The organism is Pseudonocardia zijingensis, assembly GCF_042657305.1.
GTDB classification, from domain to species: domain Bacteria; phylum Actinomycetota; class Actinomycetes; order Mycobacteriales; family Pseudonocardiaceae; genus Pseudonocardia; species Pseudonocardia zijingensis.
Genome location: NZ_JBHSKO010000025.1, coordinates 115,023 through 139,904, shown reverse-complemented (window position 1 = coordinate 139,904; position 24,882 = coordinate 115,023). Strand labels below are relative to the sequence as shown.

Sequence of the window (24,882 nt, the reverse complement as noted above, 5' to 3'; positions counted from 1 at the left end):
GGTCCTTTCTGTGTGTGGTGGGTGGGGGTGGTTGGTTCACCAGTTCTTGCCGCGCATGGGGGGTCCTTTCTGTGTGTGGTGGGTGGGGGTGGTTGGTTCACCAGTTCTTGCCGCGCATGGGGGGTCCTTTCTGTGTGTGGTGGGTGGGGGTGGTTGGTTCACCAGTTCTTGCCGCGCATGGGGGGTCCTTTCTGTGTGTGGTGGGTGGGGGTGGTTGGTTCACCAGTTCTTGCCGCGCATGGGGGGTCCCTTCTCTGCGTGATGTGTGTGGGTGCTCCGACACCGGTCGGCTCGGCGCCAGCCACGGTCGCATGTTCGGCCGGGGATGGTGCTGGGCATCAGCCAGCTTGGGGCGTTCCGCTCACGGATGCAGGTACGAACGGAGTACTCCATACCCCCATCCGGCGGCCGTTCGCAGCGCTGTGCGACGCTGTGGTGACGCTGCGGACAGGTGGGCTGACACCGGCCAGTCGGCTGTACTAGGTTCGGGCCCCGAGCGTCGAGCGGAAGTACCCCATGTCAGCAGAAGCCGGAGCGCCCCGAGAGGGGCACGCGCCCACCGTCGCCATCCGACGTTGGGTGGCCGGCTGGGACCTCTGGGAGGTTCCGCGGCGGCTCGTCGCCCCGGTCTTCACCGTGGAGCTCACCGCGTTCCTGCTGATGCTCTACGGGGTCCTCACCATCACGCCGGAATCGGCCGATCTGCGCACCGCGGCCCTCATCTGCGTGCTCGGCGTCGTGCACACCGAGATCGCGCGGGACGTCGAGCGCATGCGCCGCCGGATCACCGGGGAGGAACTGCACGTCGACCTCGGGTCGGTCTGGTTCTTCATGGCGGCGGTGCTGCTGCCACCCGGGTACGCGGCCGTGGTCACGGTGCTCGTGCACTCGCACATCTGGTACCGCGCCGCGTACCGCCGCGCACCCCTGTACCGGCAGGTGTTCAACAGCGCCGCGATGGTGCTGTCGGCGTTCGCGGCGTCGTCGCTGATGTCCTACGTGTTCGCGCAGCAGGCCATGGACCTGTTCGACCCGCGGGCGCTGCTGGTGCTGGTGTTCGGGATGCTCGTGTTCCTGACTGTCAACAGCGCGCTGGTGGCCGGCGCGATCGCGGTGAGCACCCCGCACGCGCGGCTCTCCCAGATGGTCGGTGTGTGGAGCGAGAACCTGCTCGAGATCGCCACCCTTTCCCTCGGCGCGCTCGTGGCGATGGCCTACCTCACCAATCCGTGGCTCGCGCTGTTCTGCCTGCCGCCGTTGCTCGTGCTGCACCGGGCCGTTCTGGTGCGGCAGCTGGAGGAGGCCGCGAGCCTCGACGGGAAGACGGGCCTGTTGAACGCCGCCGCCTGGCACGTGCAGGCCGAGCGCGTGATGCACCGGGTGAAGCGCCGCGACGGGCCGCCCGGCGTGCTGGTGCTCGACCTCGACCACTTCAAGGCCGTCAACGACACCCACGGCCACCTGGCGGGCGACCACGTGCTGTCCGCGGTGGCCGACGTGCTGCGCGACGAGGTGCGCGAACGCGACCTCGTGGGCCGCTTCGGCGGCGAGGAGTTCGTGGTGATGCTGGCCGGGCTCGGCGGCAGGGGCCCCTCCGAGCTGGAGGCGGCGGCCGAGCGGATCCGCAGGCGGGTCGCCGACCTGCGCGTCGAGATCCCCACCCCCGACGGCCCGCTCACGGTGCGCGGGCTGAGCGTCTCGGTCGGGTGCGCGGTGATGCCGGACGGCGGCGCGGAGCTGCGGGACCTCCTGGAGGTGGCCGACCGCGCGCTGTACGCGGCCAAGGGTGCGGGGCGCAACGCCGTGCGGATGGGCACCGCGTCCACCACGCGGCCGGCGCTGCTGCCGGTCACCGTCGACAAGAACCCGCCGCCTGCCGTGGAGGCCTCGGGCCTGCACAGCAACGCGGGCGACTGACGCGCGCCGGCGCGACGGCTCCGATCCAGAACTCGAGCTGCGAGAACGTCCGTTCCCGTGCCTGGGCTGCGTTACGCTCCGTGCTGCTGCCGACACAACCAGGGAGCAGGATGACACCGGAGCGAGTGTCCTTCGCCGGTGTCGCAGCACGCCCGCGGGGCCGCGGTGTGCGCCGGTGGCTCGTGTGGGGGATGCCCCCGCTCCTGCTGGGCGTGGTGCTGCTCGTAGAGTCCGCGGCGGCCACGCTGCTGGCAGGCGGCCTCGTGGACGCACCCTTCCTGTCCGGCGACGAGCTGTGGGAGGTGGCCGTCCTCGCCCTGTCGGGCGTGGCCTACGGCGAGCTCGCGGTCGGTGTGGAGCGCCAACGGCGGCGGTTGGGCGGCCTCTCGCACATCGACCTGAGCTCCGTGTGGACGTTCGCGGCGGTGCTCGTCATGCCCGGTGCGCACGCCGCGCTCCTCGCGATCGTGCTCATGACCCACCTGTGGGCGCGGGCCTGGCGACCGTGGGTGCCCCCGTACCGCCAGGTGTTCAGCACCGCCACGGTGGTGCTCGCCTGCCTCTGCACGGGGGCACTGCTCGACGAGATGGCCCCCGCCTCCGCGCCCACGGAGCGGCCGCTGTGGCTGGTGCTCGCCGCGATGGTGGTGTTCATGGCGGTCAACACCGGGTTGATCGCCGCCGTGGTGGCCGTGAGCACGCCGGGCGCCCGCCCGGTCACGCTGTTCGGGCCGTTCGACGAGAACCTCCTCGAGGTCGGCATGGTGTGCCTGGGCGCGCTCACCGCGATCTCCCTGGCGCTGAACCCCGCGGGGCTCGTGCTCGTGCTGCTCCCGCTCTACACGGCGTTGCGGGCGGCGCTGATCCGGCCGCTGGAGGCCGCAGCGAGCACCGACGGCAAGACGGGCCTGCTCAACGCCGCGGCCTGGGTGGCCGAGGCGGAACGGACCCTCGCGCGCACGGACGGCCCGGTACGCGCGGCGGGCGTGCTGATGCTCGACCTCGACCACTTCAAGGCGATCAACGACACCTACGGGCACGCCGTCGGCGACCACGTGCTGTCGGCGGTGGCGGCCGCGCTGCGCGGGCTGGTGCGCGCCCACGACCTCGTGGGCCGCATGGGGGGCGAGGAGTTCGTCGTGCTCCTGCGGCGCGCGGCGTACGCCCCCCGGTCGGTGGAGCTCGAGTCGGTGGAGCTCGAGGTGGTGGCCGAGCGGATCCGGGCCCAGGTGGAGGCCCTGCGGTTCGAGGTGCCGACGCTGCGGGGGGCGTTGCGGATCGACACCCTCACCGTGTCGGTCGGCGGCGCGGTGGCCACCGGGTCCGGCAGCGATCTGGCCGCACTGCTGCAGACCGCGGACACCGCTCTCTACGCCGCCAAGCGGGCGGGCCGCAACGCGGTGCGGATCTCGGTGGTGTCCGCGGCGGTCTCGGCGGCGTCGCTCGCGCAGCTGATGCCCGATCACGGCCCCGCCGAGCCCGCGCGCGATTAGCGCTCACACATAACCTTTGCCGCTCGCACACCGACTGCAACCGATGTGCGAACACGACGACCGGTGTGCGGGCGGGTGGTCGCCGGGTGCGGGCGGTTCCGCCACGGCACCCGGCGTCCGGTGGCTCTCAGGTCCAGTCACGGTTGCGCATGGTGCGTCCCTCCTTCCGAGTCACGGCATCGGTTCTGTCGGGAAATGCGGCCACGCGTTCGGGGATCGCCGACGGGCTGTTCCGTACGCGCCAGGCGCGTACTGCATTCAGGTGTAGGCGGCGCGAAGCGGCCGAATGGTGCGGCCTGTGCACGCACGTCGCCTCACTGTGTCACGGTGCGGGGCGGTCGGGACCCGACCGGGTGACAGGAAGAAGCGTCCTCCACTACCCTCGGTGGCGACGCCCAGGACCCGAGCGAAGGTGCTGATGCCCGCACAGTCCGAGGGAGCCGGCCCCGCGGCCCGAGCGGTGCGGAGGTGGGCGGTCCGCCGCTGGCCGCTCTGGGAGCTGCCGCACCGGCTGGTGTTCTCCGTGCTGGTCGTCGAGCTCACCGCGGTCGGGGCCGCGGTGGCCGCGGCGGTGCGGATGCCGCTGCCCGACGCCCACCAGCTGCTGGAGACCGCGCTGCTCGCCGGCTTGGGCATCCTGCACACCGAGACCGCGCTCGGGGTGGAGCGCCTGCGCAGGCGCGTGACGGTCGGCAACCACGCCAACCTCAGCTCGGTCTGGACGTTCGCGGGTGCCCTGGTGCTGCCGCCCGCGCTCGCCGCGGCGGTGGCGGTGGTGGTGCACCTGCACGTGTGGGCGCGCACCGGTCGTCCGCGCGTGCCGCTGTACCGCAGCGCCTACAGCGCCGCCACGATCGTGCTGGCCTGCCTGGCCGCCGCCGTGGTCGTCGACGTGGTCGGGGTGGGGCCGCACGCGCTGACCGCCGCGGGCGTCCCCGGCATCGTGCTCGCGCTGCTGGCCTACACCACGGTCAACACCGGGCTGGTGGCGGGCGCCGTCGCGATGAGCGCCCCGCAGCCCGACCTGGTGCGGGTCCTCGGCCGCTGGGACGACAACCTGCTCGAGTTCGCCACCCTGTCCCTCGGCGCGCTCACCGCGGTGGCCCTGATCGTGAACCCGTGGCTGGTGCTGCTCGCGCTCCCGCCGCTGGTGGTGCTGCACCGCGCGGTGCTGGTGCGGCACCTGGAGGAGGCCGCGAGCATCGACGGGAAGACCGGCCTGCTCAACGCCGCGGCGTGGCACACGCAGGCGGAACGGCTGTTGCAGCGCAGCACCCCGGCCGACGGCCCGCGCGGGGTGCTCGTACTCGACCTGGACCACTTCAAGGCCGTCAACGACACCCACGGCCACCTCGCGGGCGACCACGTGCTCGCCGCCGTGGCCCGGGCCCTGCGCGCCGAGCTGCGCGAACGCGACCTGGTGGGCCGGTTCGGCGGCGAGGAGTTCGTGGTGCTGCTCGCGGGCCCGCCCACCGCGGCCGCCACCGAGCTCACGGCCGTGGCGGAGCGCATCCGCCTGCGGGTGGCCGATCTGCGGGTGGAGATCCCCACCCCCGACGGACCGCTCAGCCTCTCGGGGTTCACCGTGTCGATCGGGGGAGCGGTCGCCCCGGCCGAGGGCGTCGACCTGCGCACGCTGCTCCAGGTCGCCGACACCGCCCTCTACGCGGCTAAACGGGCCGGGCGCAACGTCGTGCGGATGGGTACGCACCCGGCCGCGGAACACCCCGTCGGGTCCCGCCATGGGGGCGAGCCCGCTCCGGGGCGCGACTGGACTGTCGACGGAGAGTGACGATGCGGTGGTGGAGGACCACCCCCATGTGGGATCTCAGCCCTCCTGACATGCCGGTGCCGCCTCACTAGCCTCGCCGTCAGGCACCTGGCGGTCGCGGCAAGGGGAGGGGGCGGGCGTGGCGGAGCCGTCTCACCCGCGCAGTCCGGCCGGCCGGCGTCCCGGCGATCGGGACCCGGTCCGCTGGGAACTGTGGCGCCTCCCTCGCCCGGCGGTGGCGCTGGTGCTCGCGGTCGAGGCGGCGGCGCTCGCCTCCGTCGTCGCGAACCTCGCCGACCCCGGTCGCGCCCCGTTCACCGGGGAGGCGGGCGCGCTCGCCGCGTTCCTGACGTTGCTCAGCGTGGTGCACACGGAGCTCGCCACCGGCATCGAGCGGATCCGCAGGCGGGCCTCCGAGACCTCGTACTTCGACCTGAGCTCGGTGTGGACGTTCGCCGCGGCGCTCCTGCTGCCGCCCGCGCTCGCCGCGGCCGTGATCGCGGTGGTCTACCTGCACCTGTGGCGGCGCGTCTGGCGCCCCGCGAAGGTGCCGCTGCACCGGCACGTCTACACCACCGCCACCGTGGTGCTGGCCGCCGGCGCGGCGCACTCGGCCGTGGAATGGGCGGGCGGGCTGCCCGCGTCGCCGGACGACGTCGCGGGCGTGGCCGGGATCGCCGTCGCGGTGCTGCTCTACGTCCTGGTCAACACGGTGCTCGTGGCCGGCGTCATCGCGCTCACCAGCGAGTGGCCCGGCCTGCGCTGCCTCGTCGGCCGCCTCGACGACAACGCCCTCGAGGTGGCCACGCTCTGCATGGGCGGGCTGGCCGCCGTGGCGATCGGCGCCACGCCGTGGCTGGTGGCGCTGGTGCTGCCGCCCATCCTCGTGCTGCACCGCGCCGTGCTGGTGCGCCACCTCGAGGAGGTGGCGAGCACCGACGGGAAGACCGGCCTGCTCAACTCCGCCGCCTGGCAGGCGGAGGCGGCGCGGGCGGTGCTGCGGGCGCAGCGCGGGCGGGGCACGGCCGCCGTGCTGATCCTCGACCTGGATCACTTCAAGCTGGTGAACGACGCCCACGGGCACCTCGCGGGCGACGACGTGCTGGCTGCCGTGGCCACGACGCTGCGCGGCGGCGTGCGCGAGGGCGACCTCGTGGGCCGCTTCGGCGGCGAGGAGTTCGTGGTGCTGCTGGCCGACCTGCCGCCCGGCGCGCTCGGGCGCGCCGAGGTGCGGTCGGTGGCCGAACGGCTGCGCAGGATGGTGGCCGAGCTCGAGGTGCCCGTGTGCACGCCCGACGGCAACCTCACGATCGCGGGCCTGTCGGTCTCGGTGGGCGGTGCGTCCGTGCCCGACGACGGCACCACGCTCGAACAGGTCCTCAAGGTCGCCGACGCCTCCCTGTACGCGGCCAAGCGGGGCGGGCGCAACCTGGTGCGGATCGCGGGCCCGGTGCAGATCCCGGCGCCGCGGACGGCGGCGGGGTAGCGGCGCGCTCATGATCGCCGAGTTGGCGCGTTCCCGGGTCGAAAACGCCCGTTCTTGCGCCGACTTCGTGATCATGCCTCCCGCGCGCGGCCTCCTGATGGCGCCGCGCATCGTGCGGGGCCGCCCCTCCCAGGTCAAGGGCGCCTCCGGCGTCGCTGCGCGATCGCTTCGCGCCCCTTGGCCTGGGAGCCTCTGCGGCCCCTACGGCAGGCTTCGCGGGCAGGCCTGGGGCCTGCCCTTCGGTGCGCGCGGCGCCACCAGGAGGCTGCGTCCCCTTGAAGTGGGCGAAACGGCGGATCTCAGGGCGATCAAGGGGAAATGGTCGCTCTTGAAGATCATCTAGCGACCATCTCCCCTTGATCGAGGCTCGGAGTGCCCGACGGGAAGGCCCTGGCCTGCGATCATCACCCGCTGATCGGTCTGAGATCCGCGTGAACGCCGCCGCTCGGGCGGACACGGCGATCTCGCAACGATCACGCTCGTGGGCCGTGCAGACGCGCGGGACGCGCGGGCTTCCGTAAGCTGGCCCGGTGACCGTGTTGCGATCCGTCCGTGGCCCGGCCGACCTGAAACGGCTGGGACCCGACGACCTCCCGGCCCTGGCCGCCGAGATCCGCGAGGAGCTGGTGGCCTCGGTGTCGCGCACCGGGGGGCACCTCGGGCCGAACCTGGGCGTGGTCGAGCTGACGATCGCGCTGCACCGGGTGTTCGACTCGCCGCGCGACACGCTGATCTGGGACACCGGGCACCAGGCCTACGTCCACAAGATGCTCACCGGCCGGCACGACGGCTGGGAGTCGCTCAAGAAGACCGGCGGGCTCTCCGGCTACCCGAGCCGCGCCGAGAGCGAGCACGACCACGTCGAGAACAGCCACGCCTCCACGTCGCTGTCCTGGGCCGACGGGATCGCCCGCGGCTACGCGCTCACCGGCCAGGACCGGCATGTGGTCGCCGTGATCGGCGACGGCGCCCTCACCGGCGGCATGGCCTGGGAGGCGCTCAACAACATCGCGGCGGGCAAGGACCGCAACGTCGTCATCGTGGTCAACGACAACGGCCGCTCCTACGCGCCCACGATCGGCGGGGTCGCCGACCGCCTCGCCACGCTGCGGCTGCAGCCCGGCTACGAGCGGGTGCTGGAGGCGGGCAAGCAGGCGCTGTCGCGCACCCCGGTGGTCGGCGCCCCGATCTACGCGGGGCTGCACGCGCTCAAGGCCGGGATGAAGGACGCGCTGAGCCCGCAGGCGCTGTTCTCCGACCTCGGGCTCAAGTACTTCGGGCCGGTCGACGGCCACGACATCGCGGCGATGGAGTCGGCGCTGCGGCGCGCCCGGCACTTCGGCGGCCCCGTGATCGTGCACGCGGTCACGCAGAAGGGGCGCGGCTACCCGCCCGCCGAGAACGACGAGGCCGAGCAGATGCACAGCCCGGCCGCGTTCGACCCGGAGACGGGGCGGCCCACCGGGCCCCCGTCCGTCGGCTGGACGAGCGTGTTCGCCGAGGAGCTCGTCACGCTCGGGGCGCGGCGGCCCGACGTCGTGGCCATCACCGCGGCCATGCTCGGCCCCACCGGCCTCGCGCCGTTCGCGCGCGCGTTCCCGGAGCGCTGCATCGACGTCGGCATCGCCGAGCAGCACGCGCTCACCTCCGCCGCCGGCCTCGCGGCGGCCGGGCTGCACCCGGTCGTTGCGGTGTACTCCACGTTCCTCAACCGCGCGTTCGACCAGCTCCTGATGGACGTGGCCCTGCACGACAAGCCGGTCACGCTGGTGCTCGACCGGGCGGGCGTCACCGGCAACGACGGGCCTTCGCACAACGGGATGTGGGACCTGTCGCTGCTCGGCATCGTGCCCGGCATGCGGGTGGCCGCTCCGCGTGACGCCGCCACGCTGCGGGAGGAGCTTGCTGAGGCCGTGGCCGTCGAGGACGGGCCCACCGCCCTGCGCTTCCCGAAGGGCGCGGTGATCGAGTCGGTGCCCGCGCTGCGGCGCATCGACGGCGTCGACGTGCTGCACGAGTCGAAGGCGGGCGACCCGTCGGTGCTGCTGGTGTGCGCGGGCGCCTTCGGGGAGCTCGGGGTGGCGGCGGCGCGGCGGCTCGAGCAGCAGGGCGTGGCCGTCACGGTCGTCGACCCGCGCTGGGTGCTGCCCGTGCCCGAGGCTCTCGTCGACCTCGCGCGCAGCCACCGCCTCGTCGTGCCCGTGAGCGACTGCGGCCGCCACGGCGGGTTCGGCTCCGCGCTCGCCGCGGTGCTGCGCGACGCCGAGTGCGACGTGCCGCTGCGCGATCTCGCGCTGCCACAACGCTTCCTCGACCACGGCAGCCGGGCCGACGTGCTGCACGCCGCCGGGCTCACCGCGCAGGACGTGGCCCGCCGTGTCACCGAGTGGGCGGCGGCGCTGCCGGCACCGGTGGAGGCCCCCACGCCGTCGGAGGAGGCACGCTGATGCGGGTGCTGGTCGTGGAGGACGAGCGGGCGTTGGCCGACGCCGTCGCGCGCGGCCTGCGGCGGGAGGGCATGGCCGTCGACGTCGCGTACGACGGCGACAGCGGCCACGAGAAGGCGCTGATCACCCGCTACGACGTGGTGGTGCTCGACCGCGACCTCCCCGGGATGTCCGGCGACAAGCTGTGCGCCGAGATCGTCGCCGCAGGCGCCACCACGCGGGTGCTGATGCTGACGGCCAGCGGCACCCTCGCCGACAAGGTCGACGGCTTGTCCCGGGGCGCCGACGACTACCTCGCCAAGCCGTTCGACTTCCCCGAGCTCGTGGCCCGCTGCCGTGCGCTCGGGCGGCGCGCCACGCCCGCCGTGCCCCCGCTGCTCGTGGCGGGCGACGTCGCGCTAGACCCGGCGCGGCGCACCGTGCACCGCGGCGACCGGCCCGTCGAGCTCACCCGCAAGGAGTTCGGGGTGCTGGAGGTCCTGCTGGCCGCGGGCGGGGCCGTGGTGAGCAGCGAGGAGCTCCTGGAACGGGTCTGGGACGAGAACGCCGACCCGTTCACCACCACCGTGCGGGTCACCGTGATGACCCTGCGCAAGAAGCTCGGCGATCCCGGCGTCATCGAGACCGTGGTCGGCGCCGGTTATCGAGTACCCGCGGCCGGTTAGGGCACGAGGAGGGACCGTGGCGGAGTCCGCGCCGTCCCCGACCCGCACCGCGGGCCGGCCGCCACCGCAGGCCGTCCCGCCCGCGCCGCTCCCACCCGAGCCGTTCCGGGCGGCGCAGCGGCGCCGCGGGGGTGGGCTGCGACCCCGGCTCACGCTCGTCTGCACGGCGGTCGTCGCGCTGGTCAGCGTGCTGCTGCTGTGGCTGGGCTGGCTGCTCGTGGGCGGCGTGGCGCGCAGCGTGCCGTCGCTGCCGCCCGGCACCACGGTGCGGGTCGGGGGCGTCAGCGTGCCGGCGGAGCGGCTGAACGAGGCCATCGGCGCCGCGGCGCGCGCCGACGTGCTGCGGGCGGGCCTGATCGCGTTCCCGCTCGTGGTCATCGCCGCGGCTGTGGTGTCGTGGGTGCTCGTCGGGCGGGTGCTCGGCCCGCTGCACGCCGTCACCGCCACCGCGCGGCGCCTCACGGTGGAGTCCCTGGACACGCGCACGGGTCTGCAGGACGCCCGTGGCGAGGTCGCCGAGCTGGCCGCGGGCTTCGACGCGATGCTCGACCGGCTGCAGGCGGCGTTCGACGCCCAGCGCCGCTTCGTCGCCAACGCCAGCCACGAGCTGCGCACCCCGCTGTCGGTGCTGCGCACCGAGGTGGACGTCACGCTCTCCGACCCCGATGCCGACGTCGAGGAGCTGCGCCGCATGGCAGGCGTGGTGCGCGAGGCCACCCGCCGCGCCGACGACCTCATCGCCGGGCTGCTGCTGCTGGCCCGCACCGAGGGGTCGGAGCTCGGCGAGGTGAGCCCGGTGGACCTCGCCGACGTCGTGGTGCCCGCGCTGGCCGCCGTCCGCGCGGAGGCGGGCCGGCGCGGCCTGCGGATCCAGCTGCGCACCGCCGCGGCCCCGGTGCGCGGCGACCGGGTGCTCCTCGAACGGGTCGCGGGCAACCTCGTGGAGAACGCCGTGCGGCACAACGTCGTCGGCGGGTGGCTGGAGGTGTGCACCGGCGCCGACGAGGGCACGGCCCGGCTCCAGGTCTCCTCCAGCGGCGCCGAGATCCCGGGCGACCGGGTGGCGGAGCTGTTCGAGCCGTTCCGCCGCGGCCCCGTCGCGCGCACCGCCGACACCCCCGGGTCCGGGCTGGGGCTGTCGATCGTGCGCGCCGTCGTGCAGGCCCACGGCGGGCGCGTGTGGGCCGAGCCGGTGCCCGGTGGCGGCCTGAAGGTCACCGTGGAGCTCCCGGCAGCCTGACTGCCGGGGGGCCTCAGCGGGTCGTGAAGGCCTTCTCCAGGCGGGCGGCGAGGAGCTCGATCTGCCACTCCCGGGCTCCGCCCGCGCGCAGTGCGGCGCGGATGTCGCCGTCGGCGGGCGGGCTCCACGCCAGGCGCCGCAGCAGGTCGGGCTGCAGCAGGTTCTCCACCGGCACGCGCCACTGCTCGCCCACCTCGGCCACGGTGGCGCGGGCGGCGGTGAGCCGGGCGGCGGCCTCCGGGTCGCGGTCGGCCCACCGGGAGACGGGTGGCGGCCCGTCGGACGGCGGGGCGGAGCGCGGGTACTCGGCGGGGTCGAGCGCGTACGCCTTCTCCAGCGCCCCGAACCAGTACGAGGTGAGGCGGCGCTGGGCGCGACCGCGGAACGTCGGCATCGCGGCGAGGGCCTGCGCGGTGTCGGGCTGGGCGGCGGCGGCCGCCACGATGGCGCTGTCGGGGAGCACGCGTCCCGGCGCGATGTCGCGTTCCGCGGCGAGCCGGTCGCGGGCCTCCCACAGGGCGCGCGCCGCGGCGAGCAACCGCGGCTTGCGCAGCTTGTGGACCCCGGACAGCCGCCGCCACGGCTCGGCGCGCGGCGTGGGGGGCGCGGCGGTGCGCACCGCCTCGAACTCCTGCATCGCCCACTCGAGCTTGCCTTGCTCGGCCAGCTCCCGGGCCAGCACGTCGCGCAGCTCGACGAGCACCTCGACGTCGAGCGCGGCGTAGACGAGCCAGTCCTCGGGCAGCGGGCGGCGCGACCAGTCGGCGGCGCCGTGCCCCTTCTCCAGCGACAGCCCCAGCAGCTGCTCCACCAGCGGGCCCAGCCCGACGCGGGGCAGCCCGGCAAGCCGGGCGGCCAGCTCGGTGTCGAAGAGCTTCGACGGGGCGAGCCCCACCTCGGCGAGGCAGGGCAGGTCCTGGTTGGCGGCGTGCAACACCCACTCGGGGCCCGTGAGGGCAGGGGCGAGCGCCGACAGGTCGCTTCCCAGCGGGATCGGGTCGATCAGCGCTGTGCCCGCGCCTTCGCGGCGCAGCTGCACCAGGTATGCGCGCTGCGAGTAGCGGAACCCGGACGCCCGTTCGGCGTCGACGGCGATCGGCCCGCTGCCGCGGTCGAACGCGGCTGCGGCGTGGTCGAGCGCGGTGCGGTCGGCGACGACCGGAGGCAGCCCGTCGGCCGGCCGCAGCAGCGGGACCGGCGCCGGGGCGTCGTCCTCGAGTGCTTCTCCTGTCAGCGGATGACCCCGGCACGCATCGCCAGCGCCACCATCTGAGCGCGGTCACCGGTGCCCAGCTTGCGCCCGATGCGCGACAGGTGGCTCTTCACGGTGAGCGCCGACAGGCTCAGCGCCTCGCCGATCTCCTTGTTGGACTGCCCGTCGGCCACCAGCTGCAGAACCTCCACCTCGCGCGCCGAGAGCTCGCGCGGGGTGTTGTCGGTGCCCGGCACCCGGGTGCCGGTGGCGAGCAACGGCGCGACGGTGGGGTCGGCGTACACCCCGCCGTCGAGCACCCGCTTGACGCCGTCGGTGACGATCGCCGCCGACGCCGACTTGAGCAGGTACGCCTGCGCGCCCGCCTGGAACGCCGACCGCACCGCGTACGGGTCGTCGGACGACGCGAGCACGACCAGGCGGTTCCAGCCCAGCGACCGCAACTCGGTGACCAGGTCCAGCCCGCTGCCGTCGGGCAGGCCCAGGTCGAGGATCGCCAGGTCGCAGGGCCCGTTGGCGTGCGCACGTGCGCGCGCCTCCGCCACCGATGCGGCCTCGTACACCGTGCCTGCGCCCATCGACCGCAGCCGAGCGGCGATCGCTTCACGCAGCAGCGGGTGGTCGTCGACCACCAGCACCGAGAACAGCTCTTCCCGCGGGTGCGGCACCATCGCGGGCGACAACACGGCATGGGCGGGTGGGTGTCCCGCAGCGCCACGTACTGGCGCTCCCTGGCCCACTACGGCCACGTCACTACCTCCCTGGAGTCGGTCGTTGCCCCCCGACCGGCACCAGACCCCCGGTCGGATGGAACGACTCGCCCGACCGCCCGAGGAGGTGTCGTGGAGGAAGCCTAGCCCCCCAAGCGGTCTAACGTCGTGTATCGGATCGAACTTCTCTGGGTGAAAGTTACAGCGTTGTCGACGCCCATCCACTCGTCCGGGTGAGGATTTTGATCACTAGGAGCATCGAAAGTGCTGGTGAAGCCCCGGATCACCCGGTCGTGGAGGGACCCGGTTTCAGATTCGGCGAGTTGCCAGGGAGGCCACTCCGACGGGCGGGAGCCCGGCCGCGGAGGCCACCAACGCGCAGAACGCTTCGGCGTGTCGCGACATGTCGGTGCCCACGGGACTCCAGGACGCCCGCAGCTCCACGTCGTCGTCGCGGCGCGGACCCGCGATGTCGCCGAAGCGCACGGAGGAGGTCTGCGTGACGGTGCCGCCGAGCGCGACGTGCTCGGCCCCCGCCTGCTCGAGCGCCTCGGTGAGCCAGGACCAGCCGACGACCGGGAGCATCTCGTCGCCGAGCTGCTCGGGCTCCAGCCGCGCCTGCACGAAGCAGACGAGCCGGAACGTGCCCTCCCAGGCGTCCTGACCCGCGGGGTCGTGGAGCAGGATGAGCCGGCCGCTGGTGTCCGGCTCCGCGGCGTCGCCGTCCTCGCCCACGGTCTCCACGCTGAACGCCCACGTCCAGGGTGCGAGGCGGGGTGGCGCTTCCAGGGGTGAGAGCAGGAGTTCGGGGCGCAACCGCACGGCGCGCAGCGAGGCGACGGCCTGCTGGAACTCCTGTGGTGGGGCGGGCGCGTCGGACACGAGCGAGGACTTTAGGTCGCTCTCGGTGATCCGCAGACAAGGCGCGCCGCACACGGGACAACCCGGACGTGGGACGACGCCCGCCCGCCGGTGACGCCGCGGTGGGACATGGGAGGATGGAGGGACCATGACTGCCGTGCCCGTCTCCCACGCCCGCCCGCGCCGGCAGCTGCCCGCTGCCCCGTTCCTCGCGGCCGCGCGCGGGGAGCGGCCCGCGCACCTGCCGGTGTGGTTCATGCGCCAGGCCGGGCGGTCGCTGCCGGAGTACCGGGCGCTGCGCGCGGGCACCGGCATGCTGCAGGCGTGCTTCACGCCCGACCTCACCTGCGAGATCACGCTCCAGCCGGTGCGCAGGCACGGCGTGGACGCCGCGGTCCTGTTCAGCGACATCGTGGTGCCGCTCTACGCCGCGGGCGTCGCGGTCGACATCGTCGCCGGCACCGGGCCGGTCGTCGCCCACCCGGTGCGCACGATGGTCGACGTCGAGCGTCTCCCGCGGCTGGACCTCGAGCAGATCGCGCCGGTGGCCGAGGCGATCGGCCTGCTGATCCCCGAGCTGGGTGACACCCCGTTGATCGGCTTCGCGGGCGCGCCGTTCACGCTCGCCTCCTACCTCGTGGAGGGCGGCCCGAGCCGCAACCACGAGCACACCAAGGCGCTGATGCGCTCGGCCCCGGACGTGTGGCACGCGCTCATGGCCCGCCTCGCCGACATCACCTCCACCTTCCTGCAGGCGCAGCTCGCCGCGGGCGTCGACGCCGTGCAGCTGTTCGACTCCTGGGCGGGGGCGCTGTCCGAGCGCGACTACCGCGCCCACGTCCTGCCCCACTCGGCCCGGGTGCTGCAGAGCGTGGCCGACGCGGGCGTGCCGCGCATCCACTTCGGCGTCGGCACCGGCGAGCTGCTCGGCGCGATGGCCGAGGCGGGCGCCGACGTCGTGGGCGTCGACTGGCGCATCCCGCTCGACGAGGCCGCGCGCCGCACCGGCGGCCGTGTGGCGGTGCAGGGCAATCTCGACCCCGCCGTCCTGTTCGCCGACCGGGCCTCGATCGAGGCCGAGGCGCGGCGGATCGCCGCGGAGGGCCGCCGCGCCCCGGGGCATGTGTTCAACCTCGGTCACGGCGTGCTGCCCGACACCGACCCGGACGTCCTCACCCGGCTCGTCGAGCTGGTGCACACGCTGCAGCCGTGACCGCCCGCGTCGCTGTCGTCGGCGGCGGGATCTCGGGGCTCGCCGCGGCCCACCGGCTGCGCACCCTCCTCGGCCCGGCCGCCCGCGTCGACGTGCTCGAGCAGCGTGGCCGCGTCGGCGGCGTGCTGCACACCGTCGACCTCGCCGGGGTGCCCTTCGACGTCGGCGCCGAGGCGTTCCTCGCGCGCAGGCCGGAGGTGCCCGCGCTCCTCGCCGAGCTGGGCCTGACCGACCTGCTGGTGCACCCCACGGGGGCCGCCGCGTCGGTGCGGGCCGCCGGCCGCACCGGGCCGCTGCCTCCCGGCACCCTCCTGGGCGTGCCCACCAGCGCCGCGCGCCTCGACGGGCTGCTGTCCGCCGAGGGTGCCGCGGCGGTGGCCGCCGAGCCGGGGCGGCCGCTGTCCTGGGAGCCGGGTGGTGACGTCGCGCTCGGCGGGCTGCTGCGCGCCCGGTTCGGCGACGAGATCGCCGACCGGCTGGCCGACCCGCTGCTCGGTGGCGTCTACGCGGGCCGCGTAGACGCGCTCGGCCTGCGGGCCACCGTGCCGGCGCTGGCCGCCGCCCTCGACGCGGGCGCCCCGTCCCTGACCGCCGCCGCCGACCGCGCCGCCGGGCTCACCACGGTGCCCGCGGCGAGCCGCGACGTGGGCGACGGCGGCCCGCGCCCCGCGGGCGGGGGCCCGGTGTTCGGCGCCGTGCGGGGCGGCTACCGCGTGCTGTTGGACGCGCTGGTCGCGGCGGCACGCGCCGAGGTGCGGCTGCGCACCACCGTGCGGGAGCTGCAGCGCCGCGAGGGCGGCTGGCGGCTCGTGCTCGGACCCACCACCGCGCCGCAGCTGCTCGACGTCGACGCGGTCGTGCTCGCCGTCCCGGCGCCCGCCGCCGCCCGGCTGCTGGCCGGCGTGGCCCCGGCGGCCGCGGGCGCGGTGGGGGAGATCGAGCTCGCGTCCTCGGTGGTGGTCGCGCTGGCTTTCCGGGAACAGGACGCCGCCGCGCTGCCGCCCACGTCGGGCGTGTTGGTGGCCGCGGACGAGCCGCTTGCCGTCAAGGCCTTCACGCACTCCTCGAACAAGTGGGCGCACCTCGCCGAAGGCGGGCTCGTGCGACTGCGGGCGTCGCTGGGGCGCTTCGGCGAGGCAGCCGCCCTCCAGATCGACGACGCCGAGCTCGTCGCCCGCGCCCGGGCCGACCTCGCCGCGCTCACCGGCGTCACGGCCGAGCCCGTGGCCGTCCACGTCCAGCGGTGGGGCGGGGGCCTGCCGCAGTACGGCGTCGACCACCTCCAGCGCGTCCGCGCGATCGAGGAGGGCCTGCCGCCCGGCCTGGCGATGGCCGGCTCGGCGCTGCACGGCGTGGGCGTGCCGGCGTGCGTGGCCACGGCGCGGGCGGCGGCGGAGCGGGTGGTGTCCCACCACACCCGAGGTTCAGGAAAGCCACATTCAAGGCCTCTCCGGCCCTGAATGTGGCTTTCCTGAACTCCGCCGGGAGCGCCTCCGCGCCTACTGCACGTCGGAGTCCGGGGGTGGCAGCTGCACGGTGCACTGCGGCTCGACGGCGCTCACCCCGGACACGCCGCCCAGCGCCTGGACCTGCTGCCCCTCCACCGTGCCCGTGATCACGCCGATGGGGCGCAGCACCTGCTCCACGTGCAGCCCGCCGCTCTCCAGGGCGGCGACGACCTCGTCGATGCGGTCGATCGCGTCGTCGGCGACCGAGATCGTGACCTTCTGGTGCACGTCGATCCCTCCTTCATGCCCCGGGGGCCCGGACCAGCCCGGACCCGACGTCGCTCGCCGGCAGCGGGAGTCGCTGCGCGGCCTGCACGAGCTGGGCCCACAGCTGCTGGCCGGTGGCGCCGGTGCGCTGCGACCACAGTGCCGCGATGCCGGCGACGTGCGGGGTTGCCATGCTGGTGCCGGAGATCGTGTTGGTGCTCCGCGGCCGCGGCCATGAGGAGAACACGTCGACGCCCGGTCCCGCGATGTCGACCTGCCCGCCGTCGACGGTGGAGCTCGCGGCGGAGAAGTCGGCGATCGCGAGCGCGGTGTCCACCGCCCCGACCGCCATGATCGACGGGCTGTTCGCGGGCACGCCCACGAACCCCGGGTTGCCCGCGCGGCGGCGGGCGTTGTTGCCTGCGGCGGCCACGATCAGGGACCCCGCGGCGAGGGCGCGCCTGCCCGCTGCCTCGTAGGCCGTGGACACCTCGCGGACGTCCGCGCCCAGCGACATCGAGATCACGCGGGCGCCCGCGGAGATCGCCCAGCTGATGCCGGCGAGGATGTCGGCGTCGGTGCCGGACCCGTCGTCGCCCAGCACCTTGCCGACGAGGATGCGCGCCTCGTGGGCGATCCCGTAGCGCCGCCCACCGGCGGGGGCGAGCGCGCCGCAGGCGGTGCCCGTGACGTGGGTGCCGTGGCCCTGCACGTCCTGGGCGGTCTGGCCCTCGACGAACGACCTGGCCTCGATGTCGCGGCCGGCGAAGTCGGGGTGCCCGAGGTCGAGGCCCGTGTCGAGCACCGCGACGGTGATCCCGGCGCCGGTCTCCGGCGCGTCGGCCACACCGGTGGCCTGCAGGCCCCAGGTCAGCTCGGCGGTGTCGCCGAACTGCGCGGGCGTCACCGCCGCGGCGCCCGCGACCTGGCCGTGCAGGAACTGTGCCGCGTCGCGGAACCCGCGCAGGTACTCCTCGGACAGGGAACCGTCGATCGCCCGCAGCACGCGCTCGGGCTCCACGCCCAGCAGCCTGCGGTCGGTGCGCGCCGCGGCCAGCTGCGCGGCCGAGAGGTCGGCGACGGCAACGCCGAGCTCGGCGAACAGCGTGGCCTGCGCCGGCGGGCCGGGGAGAGGGGTGTCGCGGGTGCTCGTGACCTCCTCGCCGCACAAGTCCTGCACCGCCGCGCGGGCGCGGTCGTAGTCGTCCACCAGGTCCTCGTTCAGCACCAGCAGATACCGGCCGGTCAGATCCGCCCCGGCGGTCCGTGCTCCCACCACTCGACCCCTCCTGATCATCGTCACCCGTCGGGGGCACATCGTGCCGGGGAGTGGCGGCGGTGGCACCTCGGGGCGATCAGCCCGCCACCGAGAGCGACGCGGCGCGCACGGTGTCGTCGGTGACCGCCTGCAGCACGGCCGCCGCGAGGTCGGCACGGGTCATCGAGTAGGAACCCCGCACGTTGCTCCCGACCTGTCTGCGGATGCTCCCGGTGGCGGGCCCGTCGGTCAGCCGCGGGGGCAGCACGATCGTCCAGTCGAGGCCGCTGGCGCGCACGACCTCCTCCATGGCCAGCATGTCGGCGAAGTGGTGCCGCAGGAACCAGCCCAGCACCGGCTTGACGAGGAACCGCACCGGGGCGCTGTCGCCCTCCGTGTGCGCGCCGGCCGCGCTCAGGACCACGAGCCTGCGCACGCCCGCCTCCCGCATCGCCGCGGTGATCACGCGGGCGGCGTCGGCGCGGAACGTGGTGGGCCCGCTGGTGTGCACGCCGAGGGCGTCGACCACGGCGTCGGCGTCGGCGAGGGCCTGCTGCACGGCCTGGCGGTCGTCGAGCCGGGCCGTGACGACGGTCAGGTCGTCGCGGGGTGGCACCGGCAGCCGGGCGGGGTCGCGGACCACCGCCGTGACCCGGTGACCGGCGTCGAGCGCCTGCGTCACGACGTGCCGCCCGGTGCCGCCGGTGGCTCCGAACACGGTGATGTGCATGCCGGTCTCCCTGGTTAGTGAACACTCACCCCTAGGGTGGGTAAACACTCACCAACCGTCAAGGAGGCGACGTGGGGACGCGGGAGGAGATCCTGGCCGCGGCGGCGCGGATCATGCGCACCGAGGGGTACGCCCGCGCCACCACCAAGGAGATCGCCCGTGCTGCCGGCTACTCCGAGGCCGCCCTCTACAAGCACTTCGAGGACAAGACCGAGATCTTCCTGCGCGTGCTCGACGAGCAGCTCCCCGGTCTCCCGGCGCTGCTCACCCGCCTCGAGGCCGGCTCCGGCGACCTGCGGGGCAACCTCGAGGAGCTGGTCGTCACGGCCGTGCGGTTCTACGCCGACAGCTTCCCGATCTCGGCGTCCGTCTTCTCCTCCCAGCGGCTGCTCGCCGCCCACCGGGAGCGGCTGCACCGGCTCGGTGGCGGCGGGCCGCGCACCCCGGAGGAGCTGCTCGCCGGCTACCTCGGCGCCGAGCAGCGGCTCGGTCGGGTCGCGGCAGACGCCGATCCCACCGCGATGGCGCGGCTGCTGCTCGGGGCCTCCTTCCAGCAGGCGTTCCTCGCCACCTTCTCCGGCGAGCCGCTCAGCGCCGACGGCCTCGCCGACCTGGCGCGCGACCTCGTTGGCACCGTGCTGGGCGCCACCCCCAGCGACGGCGGCGGCTGACGGCGCGCGTGGCAGGATGGACGCGTGGCACGCCTGGACTACGCAGAGCTGAACAGCGCCATCCGCTACGCGATGTGGTCGGTGTTCCGGGTCGAACCGGGCCGGCTCGGCGACGACCGCGGTGCCGTGGCCACCGAGCTCGGCGAGTTCCTCGACGCCCTGCGCGGCAAGGGCGTCAGCGTGCGCGGCGTGTACGACGTGGCCGGCCTGCGCGCCGACGCCGACTACATGGTCTGGTGGCACGCCGACAACGTCGAGGCCCTCCAGGCCGCCTACGCCGACCTGCGCCGCACCACCGCGCTCGGCCGGGCGAGCACCCCGGTGTGGAGCCAGGTGGCGCTGCACCGCCCCGCGGAGTTCAACAAGAGCCACCTGCCCGCGTTCGTCGCGGGGGAGGCGCCGCGGCGCTACCTCTGCGTCTACCCCTTCGTCCGCTCCTACGAGTGGTACCTGCTCCCCGACGAGGAGCGGCGCGCGATGCTCGCCCAGCACGGCCGGGAGGCCCGCGACTACCCGGACGTGCGCGCCAACACGGTGCCCGCGTTCGCGCTCGGCGACTACGAGTGGATCCTCGCGTTCGAGGCCGACCAGCTCGACCGCATCGTCGACCTCATGCGCCACCTGCGCGCCACCGAGGCCCGCCGCCACGTCCGCGAGGAGACGCCGTTCTTCACCGGCCCCCGGGTGGAGCCGGGGGACCTGGTCGCCACGCTGCCCTGAACGAGCTCCCCGGAAGCGGCAGCTACGGGCCGGGGTTCCGCGGAACTCGATCCTGGCCGCCGCCATGCCCATGATCAGGGAGTTGGCGCATTCCCGGGTCGAAAACGCCCGACTTTGCGCCAAAGCCCTGATCATGCCCGCGGCACCGGTCTGCGGTGGCGCAGCGCAGCGGTGATCAGCCGGCGTCGGGCTCCAGGCGCAGCGAAATCGAGTTGATGCAGTACCTCAGGTCGGTGGGCGTCGGGTAGCCCTCGCCCTCGAAGACGTGGCCCAGGTGGCTGTGGCAGGTGGCGCACAGCACCTCGACGCGGCGCATGCCGAGGCTGGTGTCCACGCGCTCGATCACGGCGTCGCCGGCGAGCGGGGTGAAGAACGAGGGCCAGCCGCAGTGCGACTCGAACTTGGCGTCGGAGCGGAACAGCTCGGCGCCGCACGCGCGGCAGGAGTAGACGCCCTGGGTCTTCGTGTCGGTGTACTCGCCCGTGAACGGCCGCTCGGTGCCGGCCTGGCGCAGCACCTGGTACTCGGCCGGGCTGAGCTGGGCGCGCCACTCGGCATCGGACTTGACGACCTTCGGGGCGGGCTCGGTGGCGGGATCCATGCCCTCCAGACTATGTCCGCGGCGGGGCCGATGGCTCAGACGAGCGTGGTCAGCACGAACACCAGCGCCTCCCACACCACCCACGCCACGCCCAGGAGGAGCAGCACGACCACGAACACCGCAGCCAAGCGCCGACCGCCCTGCGCCCGGTTGGCGGAGTCGGCGAAGTCGCGCACCCCGTCGAGGTAGCCCTCCACCGTGAAGGCGGGGCGGTGGCGTTGCATGCGGTCGAGGTGGTCGGCGAAAGCCTGGGCCTCAGGGTCGTCGGGGTCGAGCCCGAGCAGCTCGTCGTCGAACTGCCGGGAACGACCCGGGCGGTCCGGTTCGTGGAGATCGGGCATCTCGAGCAGGGTAGCGGGTAGCGTCCGGTCCCGTGGCGAGCAAGAGCGCGGCGGTGCTGCTGTCCGTCCCCGGCCCGGACGGCGACCGCGAGGTGCGGCTGACCAGTCCGGACAAGGTGTACTTCCCGGAGCGGGGCATCACCAAGGGCGAGGTGGTGGAGTACTACCGGGCGGTCGCGGAGCCGCTGCTCGGCGTGCTGCGCGAGCGGCCCACCAACCTCCACCGCTACCCGGACGGCGTCGAGGGCGAGTCGTTCTTCGCCAAGCGGCTGCCCAAGGGTGCCCCGTCCTACGTGGAGACGGCGCGGGTCACGTTCCCGAGCGGCCGCACCGCCGACTCGTTCTGCCCCACCGAGCAGGCCGTACTGGTGTGGGCGGCCAACATGGCCACGTTCGACTTCCACCCCTGGCCGGTGCGGCGCGCCGACCCGGACCGGCCCGACGAGCTGCGCATCGACCTCGACCCGCAGCCGGGCACCGACTTCGCCGACGCCGTCGAGGTGGCCGCGGTGCTGCACGAGGTGCTCGACGAGGCCGGGCTCGTCGGCTGGCCGAAGACCTCGGGCGGGCGCGGCGTGCACGTGTTCTGCCGCATCCGGCCGGAGTGGGACTTCGTGGCCGTGCGGCACGCTGTGATCGCGATCGCGCGGCGCGTGGCCGACCGGCTGCCGGAGAAGGCCACCGTGGCGTGGTGGAAGGAGGAGCGCGGCGAACGCGTGTTCCTCGACTACAACCAGGCGGCCCGCGACCGCACCGTCGCGTCGGCCTGGTCGGTGCGCGGGCGGCCGCGCGCCACCGTGTCGATGCCGGTGACGTGGGAGACGCTGCCCGACGTCGAGCCCGAGGACTTCGACGTGCGCACCGTCCCCGGGCTCTACGCCGAGCACGGCGACCCGCACGCGGGCATGGACGACGCCGTGGGCGGGCTGGAGACCGTGCTCGACTGGTACGCCGCCGACGAGCGTGACCGCGGGCTCGGCGACCTGCCCTACCCGCCCGAGTACCCCAAGATGCCGGGCGAGCCGATGCGGGTGCAGCCGTCGCGCGCCAAGCGCTCCACCAGCTGAAGGTCACCTCGGTCCGTCAGGGACGAGGCCGGCCGCCTGCGGGGTCCACCCGGCGTTCCCGCACGCCTCGATGACCTCTGCCGTGGCCGCCATGATGCCGAGGACACCGAACAGCCCCCCGGGCGCGATGCCCGCCGCCGCCAGCTTCTCGCCCGCCGCGCGGACCTCGGGGATCGACGCCTCGGCGGTGTGCTCGGTGACCGACTCGACGAGCTCGTTCATCCGCTCGGGGCTCATCTGCCGCATGACGGCCGTCTGATCGGGGTGCGGCCCTTCGGCGAGGAAGTGCTCGGCCAAGGCCCGGCACGCGGCATCCGTCGCGACGTCCCCGGTGATCGACTTCGGCACGGCGAGGAAGACGACGAGCCCGGTGACGGCCGCGAGCGCGACGCCGCCGATCAGGTACCGGACGAGCGTGATCTTCACGGTGCTCCGTTCGCTCGTGGTGGGAGTGCAGACCGCCGCTAGGCGGCCGTCTCCGCGGCGACCGGCTCGACCTGGGGTCGGCCGACCGGCTGCTCGGCGACCTGGGGCTCGGGGACCTGGGCGGGCCGCTGCTGCGCGGTGAGCACCTGCGTCATCGCGCGGACCGAGCGGGCCGTGTCGACCAGCCACGCGAACGCCAGGACCTGCAGCACGGCGATCAGGGCGACGCCGAAGCCGACGACGAGGACGAAGCCCATCGGGATCGTGCTCATCACCGCCTCACCAGCCACTCCGCGTCGGGGCCCGAGGTGAACACGTTCCCCTGGTACTCGATGGCGGCGACCTTCGTCTGCGGGAGGTCGAAGCACACCGAGCCCGACGCCGTCCCGCCGGGCGCGATGTCACCGGAGTCGAGGGCGTCCGACGAGCCGTTCAGGCCGGGCCCCTCGCTGGCGCCGTTCTCGTCCCGGGCCGTCCAGTCGAACATGTTGCGCGGCCGACGCTCGTCCGACCGGTTCTCGTACGTGACCTCGGCGCAGGTCATCGCGCCGGTGATGTCCTTGCGGGACGAGACCTCGGTCACAGCGATGACCAGGCCGTCGATGTCGACGGCGGTTCCGAGCGCGACGGGGCCGGCGACCTCGGTGGACGTGCTGGTGTCGCCGCCCGCGGTGCTGCTCGAGCCGGCCGGCCCACCGCTGCTGATGGTGGCCGTCGGCCCGTTGAGCGCGTCGTCGACGGCCTGCACGGTGACGACGACCGCGAGGATGCCCATCACCACCCCGACGACGCCGAGGACGAGCCCGGCGATCGTGGCGCCCTTGTTCGTCGCGTGACCACGCCGGACGCGGCCGAGGCCCGCGAGGGCGAGCGGCACCGCGATCAGCCCGAGGATGACCGAGATCCACGCCGTCAGACCGGTGATCAGCAGCGGCAGCGCGACGATGCCGAGGACGAGCGCGGCGATGCCGAGGCCGTTGCGGGGCGGCGGCGGGGGCGGGGGCGCGTACTGCGGGGCGAAGTAGTACGTGTCCTGCGGATGGGGGCCGTGCGGGTTCGGGCCGGGCTGTGCCACCTGTGATCTCCTGTCGTGATGTCCGGGCGTCTGCTCGTGACGGGAGGTCCAGGTGTTTCGGTGCGTGATCGATTCGTGACCGCGTGCGGGTGCACCACCGCGCTCGGGCCCGGTCCGCGGACCAGGCCCGAGCGCGGCGGGGCGTCAGGGTGTCAGACGGTGCGGCGGTCGCGGCCGACCAGGAAACCGAGGGCGACCATGCCGACGGCCAGCACGAAGTGCAGCCAGTTGTCGGCGGTGTTGAGGGGCACGAAGTTGGCCGCGCTCGACGGGTCGATCAGCAGCCCGTAGATCCACAGGACGCCGTAGACGACGCCGCCGTAGATCAGGAAGTTGCGGGCGCCGGGCGTCGTGCGGGCCATCGCCAGGCCTGCCACGCCGAACAGCAGGTGCACGACGTTGTGCAGGACGGAGACCTGGAACAGGCCGAGCAGCATCGCGCCCGACTCGTGGCTCGCGAACGTCATCTGCCCGACGTCGGTCGTGATGCCGGGCACGAAGCCGAGCACGCCCACCAACAGGAACACGATTCCGACGGCCTGTGCGGCGCGCTGGACGGGCCGGTGCACGCCGACGGTGCCGGACGATCTGGTCAAGGTGGTACTCCTCGGATTCATGACCCCCGGGAGGAGGGGTCGCGATCCCCGACGTACCCGACGGTGGGCCGTCGAGACGTCCGAACGGGTGATACCGGGGCGGGTTCAGGTCACGTCGTGGACGTGCTTGACGTACCGGTGGGCGGGTATGCGGATCGGCCCCGCGGGCCCCTCCGCGGCGTGGTCGAAGGGCCCCTCGTCGACCCAGCCGCCGCGCTCGTAGAACCGGCGTGCCCGGGTGTTGCCGCCGACCACGGCGAGCCAGGCCCGTTCGTGCCCGCCCGCCCGCACGAGGCGTTCGGCCTCGGCGAGCAGCGCGGCGGCCACCCCGCTGCCCCGGTGCCCGGCCGCGACGTAGACCTGCTCGACCTCGTCGCCGACGACCATCACGAACCCGGCGACGGCGCCGCCGACCGTCGCGACCACCGTGTCGGCGGTCCGCTCCGCCGCGCGGACGTCGAACGACACGTCCGTGCGCGCGGCCACCAGCTCGTCTGGGACGTTGCCGAGGTGGGCGTCGCGCCACCCTCGGCGCCAGATGTCGGCGATCGCGGGCGCGTCCTCGGGACGTGCCGGTCGGAGCGCCACCGCGTCGTCGACCATGCCCGCACACTAGGCCGAATCCGTAGATCCACGGATGTCCGCGGGCACGGGTCTCGCCATGAT

Annotated in this window: 26 protein-coding genes; 13 read left to right on the top strand and 13 right to left on the bottom strand. The window is 74.2% G+C overall.

The features are described 5' to 3' along the window. Nucleotides 1-579 precede the first annotated feature (579 nt). The 8 genes from ACFPL3_RS34055 (at nt 580) to ACFPL3_RS34020 (ending at nt 11,019) form a co-directional block, all read left to right on the top strand. Entirely contained in the window at nt 580-1,917 is a 1,338-nt protein-coding gene (locus ACFPL3_RS34055) for a GGDEF domain-containing protein (RefSeq protein WP_343946799.1), read from the top strand. A gap of 110 nt (nt 1,918-2,027) precedes the next feature. Beyond that, a complete protein-coding gene (locus tag ACFPL3_RS34050) occupies nt 2,028-3,410 on the top strand; it encodes a GGDEF domain-containing protein (protein ID WP_343946800.1) in 1,383 nt (460 codons plus the stop codon). Between the two features lie 418 nt (nt 3,411-3,828). Next, nucleotides 3,829-5,202: a GGDEF domain-containing protein gene (locus ACFPL3_RS34045; protein ID WP_343946801.1), complete on the top strand. Its 1,374-nt coding sequence runs from the start codon at nt 3,829-3,831 to the stop codon at nt 5,200-5,202. A gap of 223 nt (nt 5,203-5,425) precedes the next feature. Continuing rightward, on the top strand, nt 5,426-6,667 hold the full coding sequence (locus ACFPL3_RS34040) for a GGDEF domain-containing protein (RefSeq protein WP_343946802.1): 1,242 nt from the start codon (nt 5,426-5,428) through the stop codon (nt 6,665-6,667). A gap of 10 nt (nt 6,668-6,677) precedes the next feature. Further along, complete coding sequence (locus tag ACFPL3_RS34035; RefSeq protein ID WP_343946803.1) at nt 6,678-7,010, top strand: hypothetical protein; 333 nt, start codon at nt 6,678-6,680, stop codon at nt 7,008-7,010. A gap of 187 nt (nt 7,011-7,197) precedes the next feature. Beyond that, the gene (gene dxs, locus ACFPL3_RS34030; RefSeq protein WP_343946804.1) at nt 7,198-9,114 is read left to right on the top strand and encodes a 1-deoxy-D-xylulose-5-phosphate synthase; all 1,917 of its coding nucleotides are present in this window, start codon (nt 7,198-7,200) and stop codon (nt 9,112-9,114) included. After that, complete coding sequence (locus ACFPL3_RS34025) at nt 9,114-9,779, top strand: response regulator transcription factor (RefSeq protein ID WP_343946805.1); 666 nt, start codon at nt 9,114-9,116, stop codon at nt 9,777-9,779. Before dxs ends, ACFPL3_RS34025 begins: the two co-directional genes overlap by 1 nt. Before the next feature lie 136 nt (nt 9,780-9,915). Further along, nucleotides 9,916-11,019 (top strand): sensor histidine kinase, encoded by a 1,104-nt coding sequence (locus ACFPL3_RS34020; RefSeq protein WP_343946809.1) that lies wholly within the window; start codon nt 9,916-9,918, stop codon nt 11,017-11,019. Between the two features lie 13 nt (nt 11,020-11,032). Here the strand turns inward: ACFPL3_RS34020 and ACFPL3_RS34015 are convergent, their stop codons facing one another. The 3 genes from ACFPL3_RS34015 to ACFPL3_RS34005 form a co-directional block, all read right to left on the bottom strand. Continuing rightward, a complete protein-coding gene (locus ACFPL3_RS34015) occupies nt 11,033-12,253 on the bottom strand; it encodes a ribonuclease D (protein WP_343946810.1) in 1,221 nt (406 codons plus the stop codon). Then, a complete protein-coding gene (locus ACFPL3_RS34010; RefSeq protein ID WP_379590190.1) occupies nt 12,250-12,981 on the bottom strand; it encodes a LuxR C-terminal-related transcriptional regulator in 732 nt (243 codons plus the stop codon). Before ACFPL3_RS34010 ends, ACFPL3_RS34015 begins: the two co-directional genes overlap by 4 nt. Before the next feature lie 270 nt (nt 12,982-13,251). Further along, nucleotides 13,252-13,824 (bottom strand): DUF3000 domain-containing protein, encoded by a 573-nt coding sequence (locus tag ACFPL3_RS34005; protein WP_343946806.1) that lies wholly within the window; start codon nt 13,822-13,824, stop codon nt 13,252-13,254. A gap of 127 nt (nt 13,825-13,951) precedes the next feature. On the opposite strand from ACFPL3_RS34005, the gene hemE reads away from it, so the two are divergent. Beyond that, nucleotides 13,952-15,016 (top strand): uroporphyrinogen decarboxylase, encoded by a 1,065-nt coding sequence (gene hemE, locus ACFPL3_RS34000; RefSeq protein WP_343946807.1) that lies wholly within the window; start codon nt 13,952-13,954, stop codon nt 15,014-15,016. Next, nucleotides 15,013-16,476 carry a protoporphyrinogen oxidase gene (gene hemG / locus ACFPL3_RS33995; RefSeq protein ID WP_379590187.1) on the top strand — a complete coding sequence of 488 codons (1,464 nt, stop codon included), beginning with the start codon at nt 15,013-15,015 and terminating at the stop codon, nt 16,474-16,476. The genes hemE and hemG overlap by 4 nt, the downstream gene beginning before the upstream one ends. A 39-nt stretch (nt 16,477-16,515) precedes the next feature. Here hemG and ACFPL3_RS33990 read toward each other — a convergent pair whose 3' ends face one another. From ACFPL3_RS33990 to ACFPL3_RS33980, 3 genes are all read right to left on the bottom strand, one after another. Further along, nucleotides 16,516-16,752 carry a hypothetical protein gene (locus ACFPL3_RS33990; RefSeq protein WP_343943057.1) on the bottom strand — a complete coding sequence of 79 codons (237 nt, stop codon included), beginning with the start codon at nt 16,750-16,752 and terminating at the stop codon, nt 16,516-16,518. A 13-nt stretch (nt 16,753-16,765) separates the two neighbouring features. Continuing rightward, nucleotides 16,766-18,007: a S8 family serine peptidase gene (locus ACFPL3_RS33985; protein WP_343943056.1), complete on the bottom strand. Its 1,242-nt coding sequence runs from the start codon at nt 18,005-18,007 to the stop codon at nt 16,766-16,768. A 79-nt stretch (nt 18,008-18,086) separates the two neighbouring features. Next, a complete protein-coding gene (locus ACFPL3_RS33980; RefSeq protein ID WP_343943055.1) occupies nt 18,087-18,719 on the bottom strand; it encodes an NAD(P)-dependent oxidoreductase in 633 nt (210 codons plus the stop codon). 71 nt (nt 18,720-18,790) lie between these two features. On the opposite strand from ACFPL3_RS33980, the gene ACFPL3_RS33975 reads away from it, so the two are divergent. Together ACFPL3_RS33975 and hemQ are read left to right on the top strand one after the other, a co-directional pair. Next, nucleotides 18,791-19,390 carry a TetR/AcrR family transcriptional regulator gene (locus ACFPL3_RS33975; protein ID WP_343943054.1) on the top strand — a complete coding sequence of 200 codons (600 nt, stop codon included), beginning with the start codon at nt 18,791-18,793 and terminating at the stop codon, nt 19,388-19,390. Between the two features lie 24 nt (nt 19,391-19,414). Beyond that, nucleotides 19,415-20,110, top strand: coding sequence for a hydrogen peroxide-dependent heme synthase (gene hemQ, locus ACFPL3_RS33970; protein WP_343943053.1), 696 nt, complete (start codon nt 19,415-19,417; stop codon nt 20,108-20,110). Nucleotides 20,111-20,285: 175 nt separating this feature from the next. On the opposite strand, the gene msrB is transcribed toward hemQ, so the two are convergent. Beyond that, nucleotides 20,286-20,711, bottom strand: coding sequence for a peptide-methionine (R)-S-oxide reductase MsrB (gene msrB / locus ACFPL3_RS33965; RefSeq protein WP_343943052.1), 426 nt, complete (start codon nt 20,709-20,711; stop codon nt 20,286-20,288). A 35-nt stretch (nt 20,712-20,746) separates the two neighbouring features. Beyond that, the gene (locus tag ACFPL3_RS33960) at nt 20,747-21,052 is read right to left on the bottom strand and encodes a hypothetical protein (protein ID WP_343943051.1); all 306 of its coding nucleotides are present in this window, start codon (nt 21,050-21,052) and stop codon (nt 20,747-20,749) included. A 32-nt stretch (nt 21,053-21,084) separates the two neighbouring features. Here ACFPL3_RS33960 and ligD point away from each other — a divergent pair, with 32 nt between their 5' ends. Next, on the top strand, nt 21,085-22,119 hold the full coding sequence (ligD, locus tag ACFPL3_RS33955) for a non-homologous end-joining DNA ligase (protein WP_343943050.1): 1,035 nt from the start codon (nt 21,085-21,087) through the stop codon (nt 22,117-22,119). Nucleotides 22,120-22,122: 3 nt separating this feature from the next. On the opposite strand, the gene ACFPL3_RS33950 is transcribed toward ligD, so the two are convergent. From ACFPL3_RS33950 to ACFPL3_RS33930, 5 genes are all read right to left on the bottom strand, one after another. Beyond that, complete coding sequence (locus tag ACFPL3_RS33950; protein ID WP_343943049.1) at nt 22,123-22,545, bottom strand: hypothetical protein; 423 nt, start codon at nt 22,543-22,545, stop codon at nt 22,123-22,125. A 38-nt stretch (nt 22,546-22,583) separates the two neighbouring features. Beyond that, a complete protein-coding gene (locus ACFPL3_RS33945; RefSeq protein ID WP_343943048.1) occupies nt 22,584-22,817 on the bottom strand; it encodes a hypothetical protein in 234 nt (77 codons plus the stop codon). Beyond that, nucleotides 22,817-23,620 (bottom strand): DUF4352 domain-containing protein, encoded by an 804-nt coding sequence (locus ACFPL3_RS33940; RefSeq protein WP_343943047.1) that lies wholly within the window; start codon nt 23,618-23,620, stop codon nt 22,817-22,819. Before ACFPL3_RS33940 ends, ACFPL3_RS33945 begins: the two co-directional genes overlap by 1 nt. Before the next feature lie 152 nt (nt 23,621-23,772). Further along, on the bottom strand, nt 23,773-24,237 hold the full coding sequence (locus tag ACFPL3_RS33935; RefSeq protein WP_379590181.1) for a DUF4383 domain-containing protein: 465 nt from the start codon (nt 24,235-24,237) through the stop codon (nt 23,773-23,775). An 84-nt stretch (nt 24,238-24,321) separates the two neighbouring features. After that, nucleotides 24,322-24,819, bottom strand: coding sequence for a GNAT family N-acetyltransferase (locus ACFPL3_RS33930; RefSeq protein WP_343943045.1), 498 nt, complete (start codon nt 24,817-24,819; stop codon nt 24,322-24,324). Nucleotides 24,820-24,882: the final 63 nt, after the last annotated feature.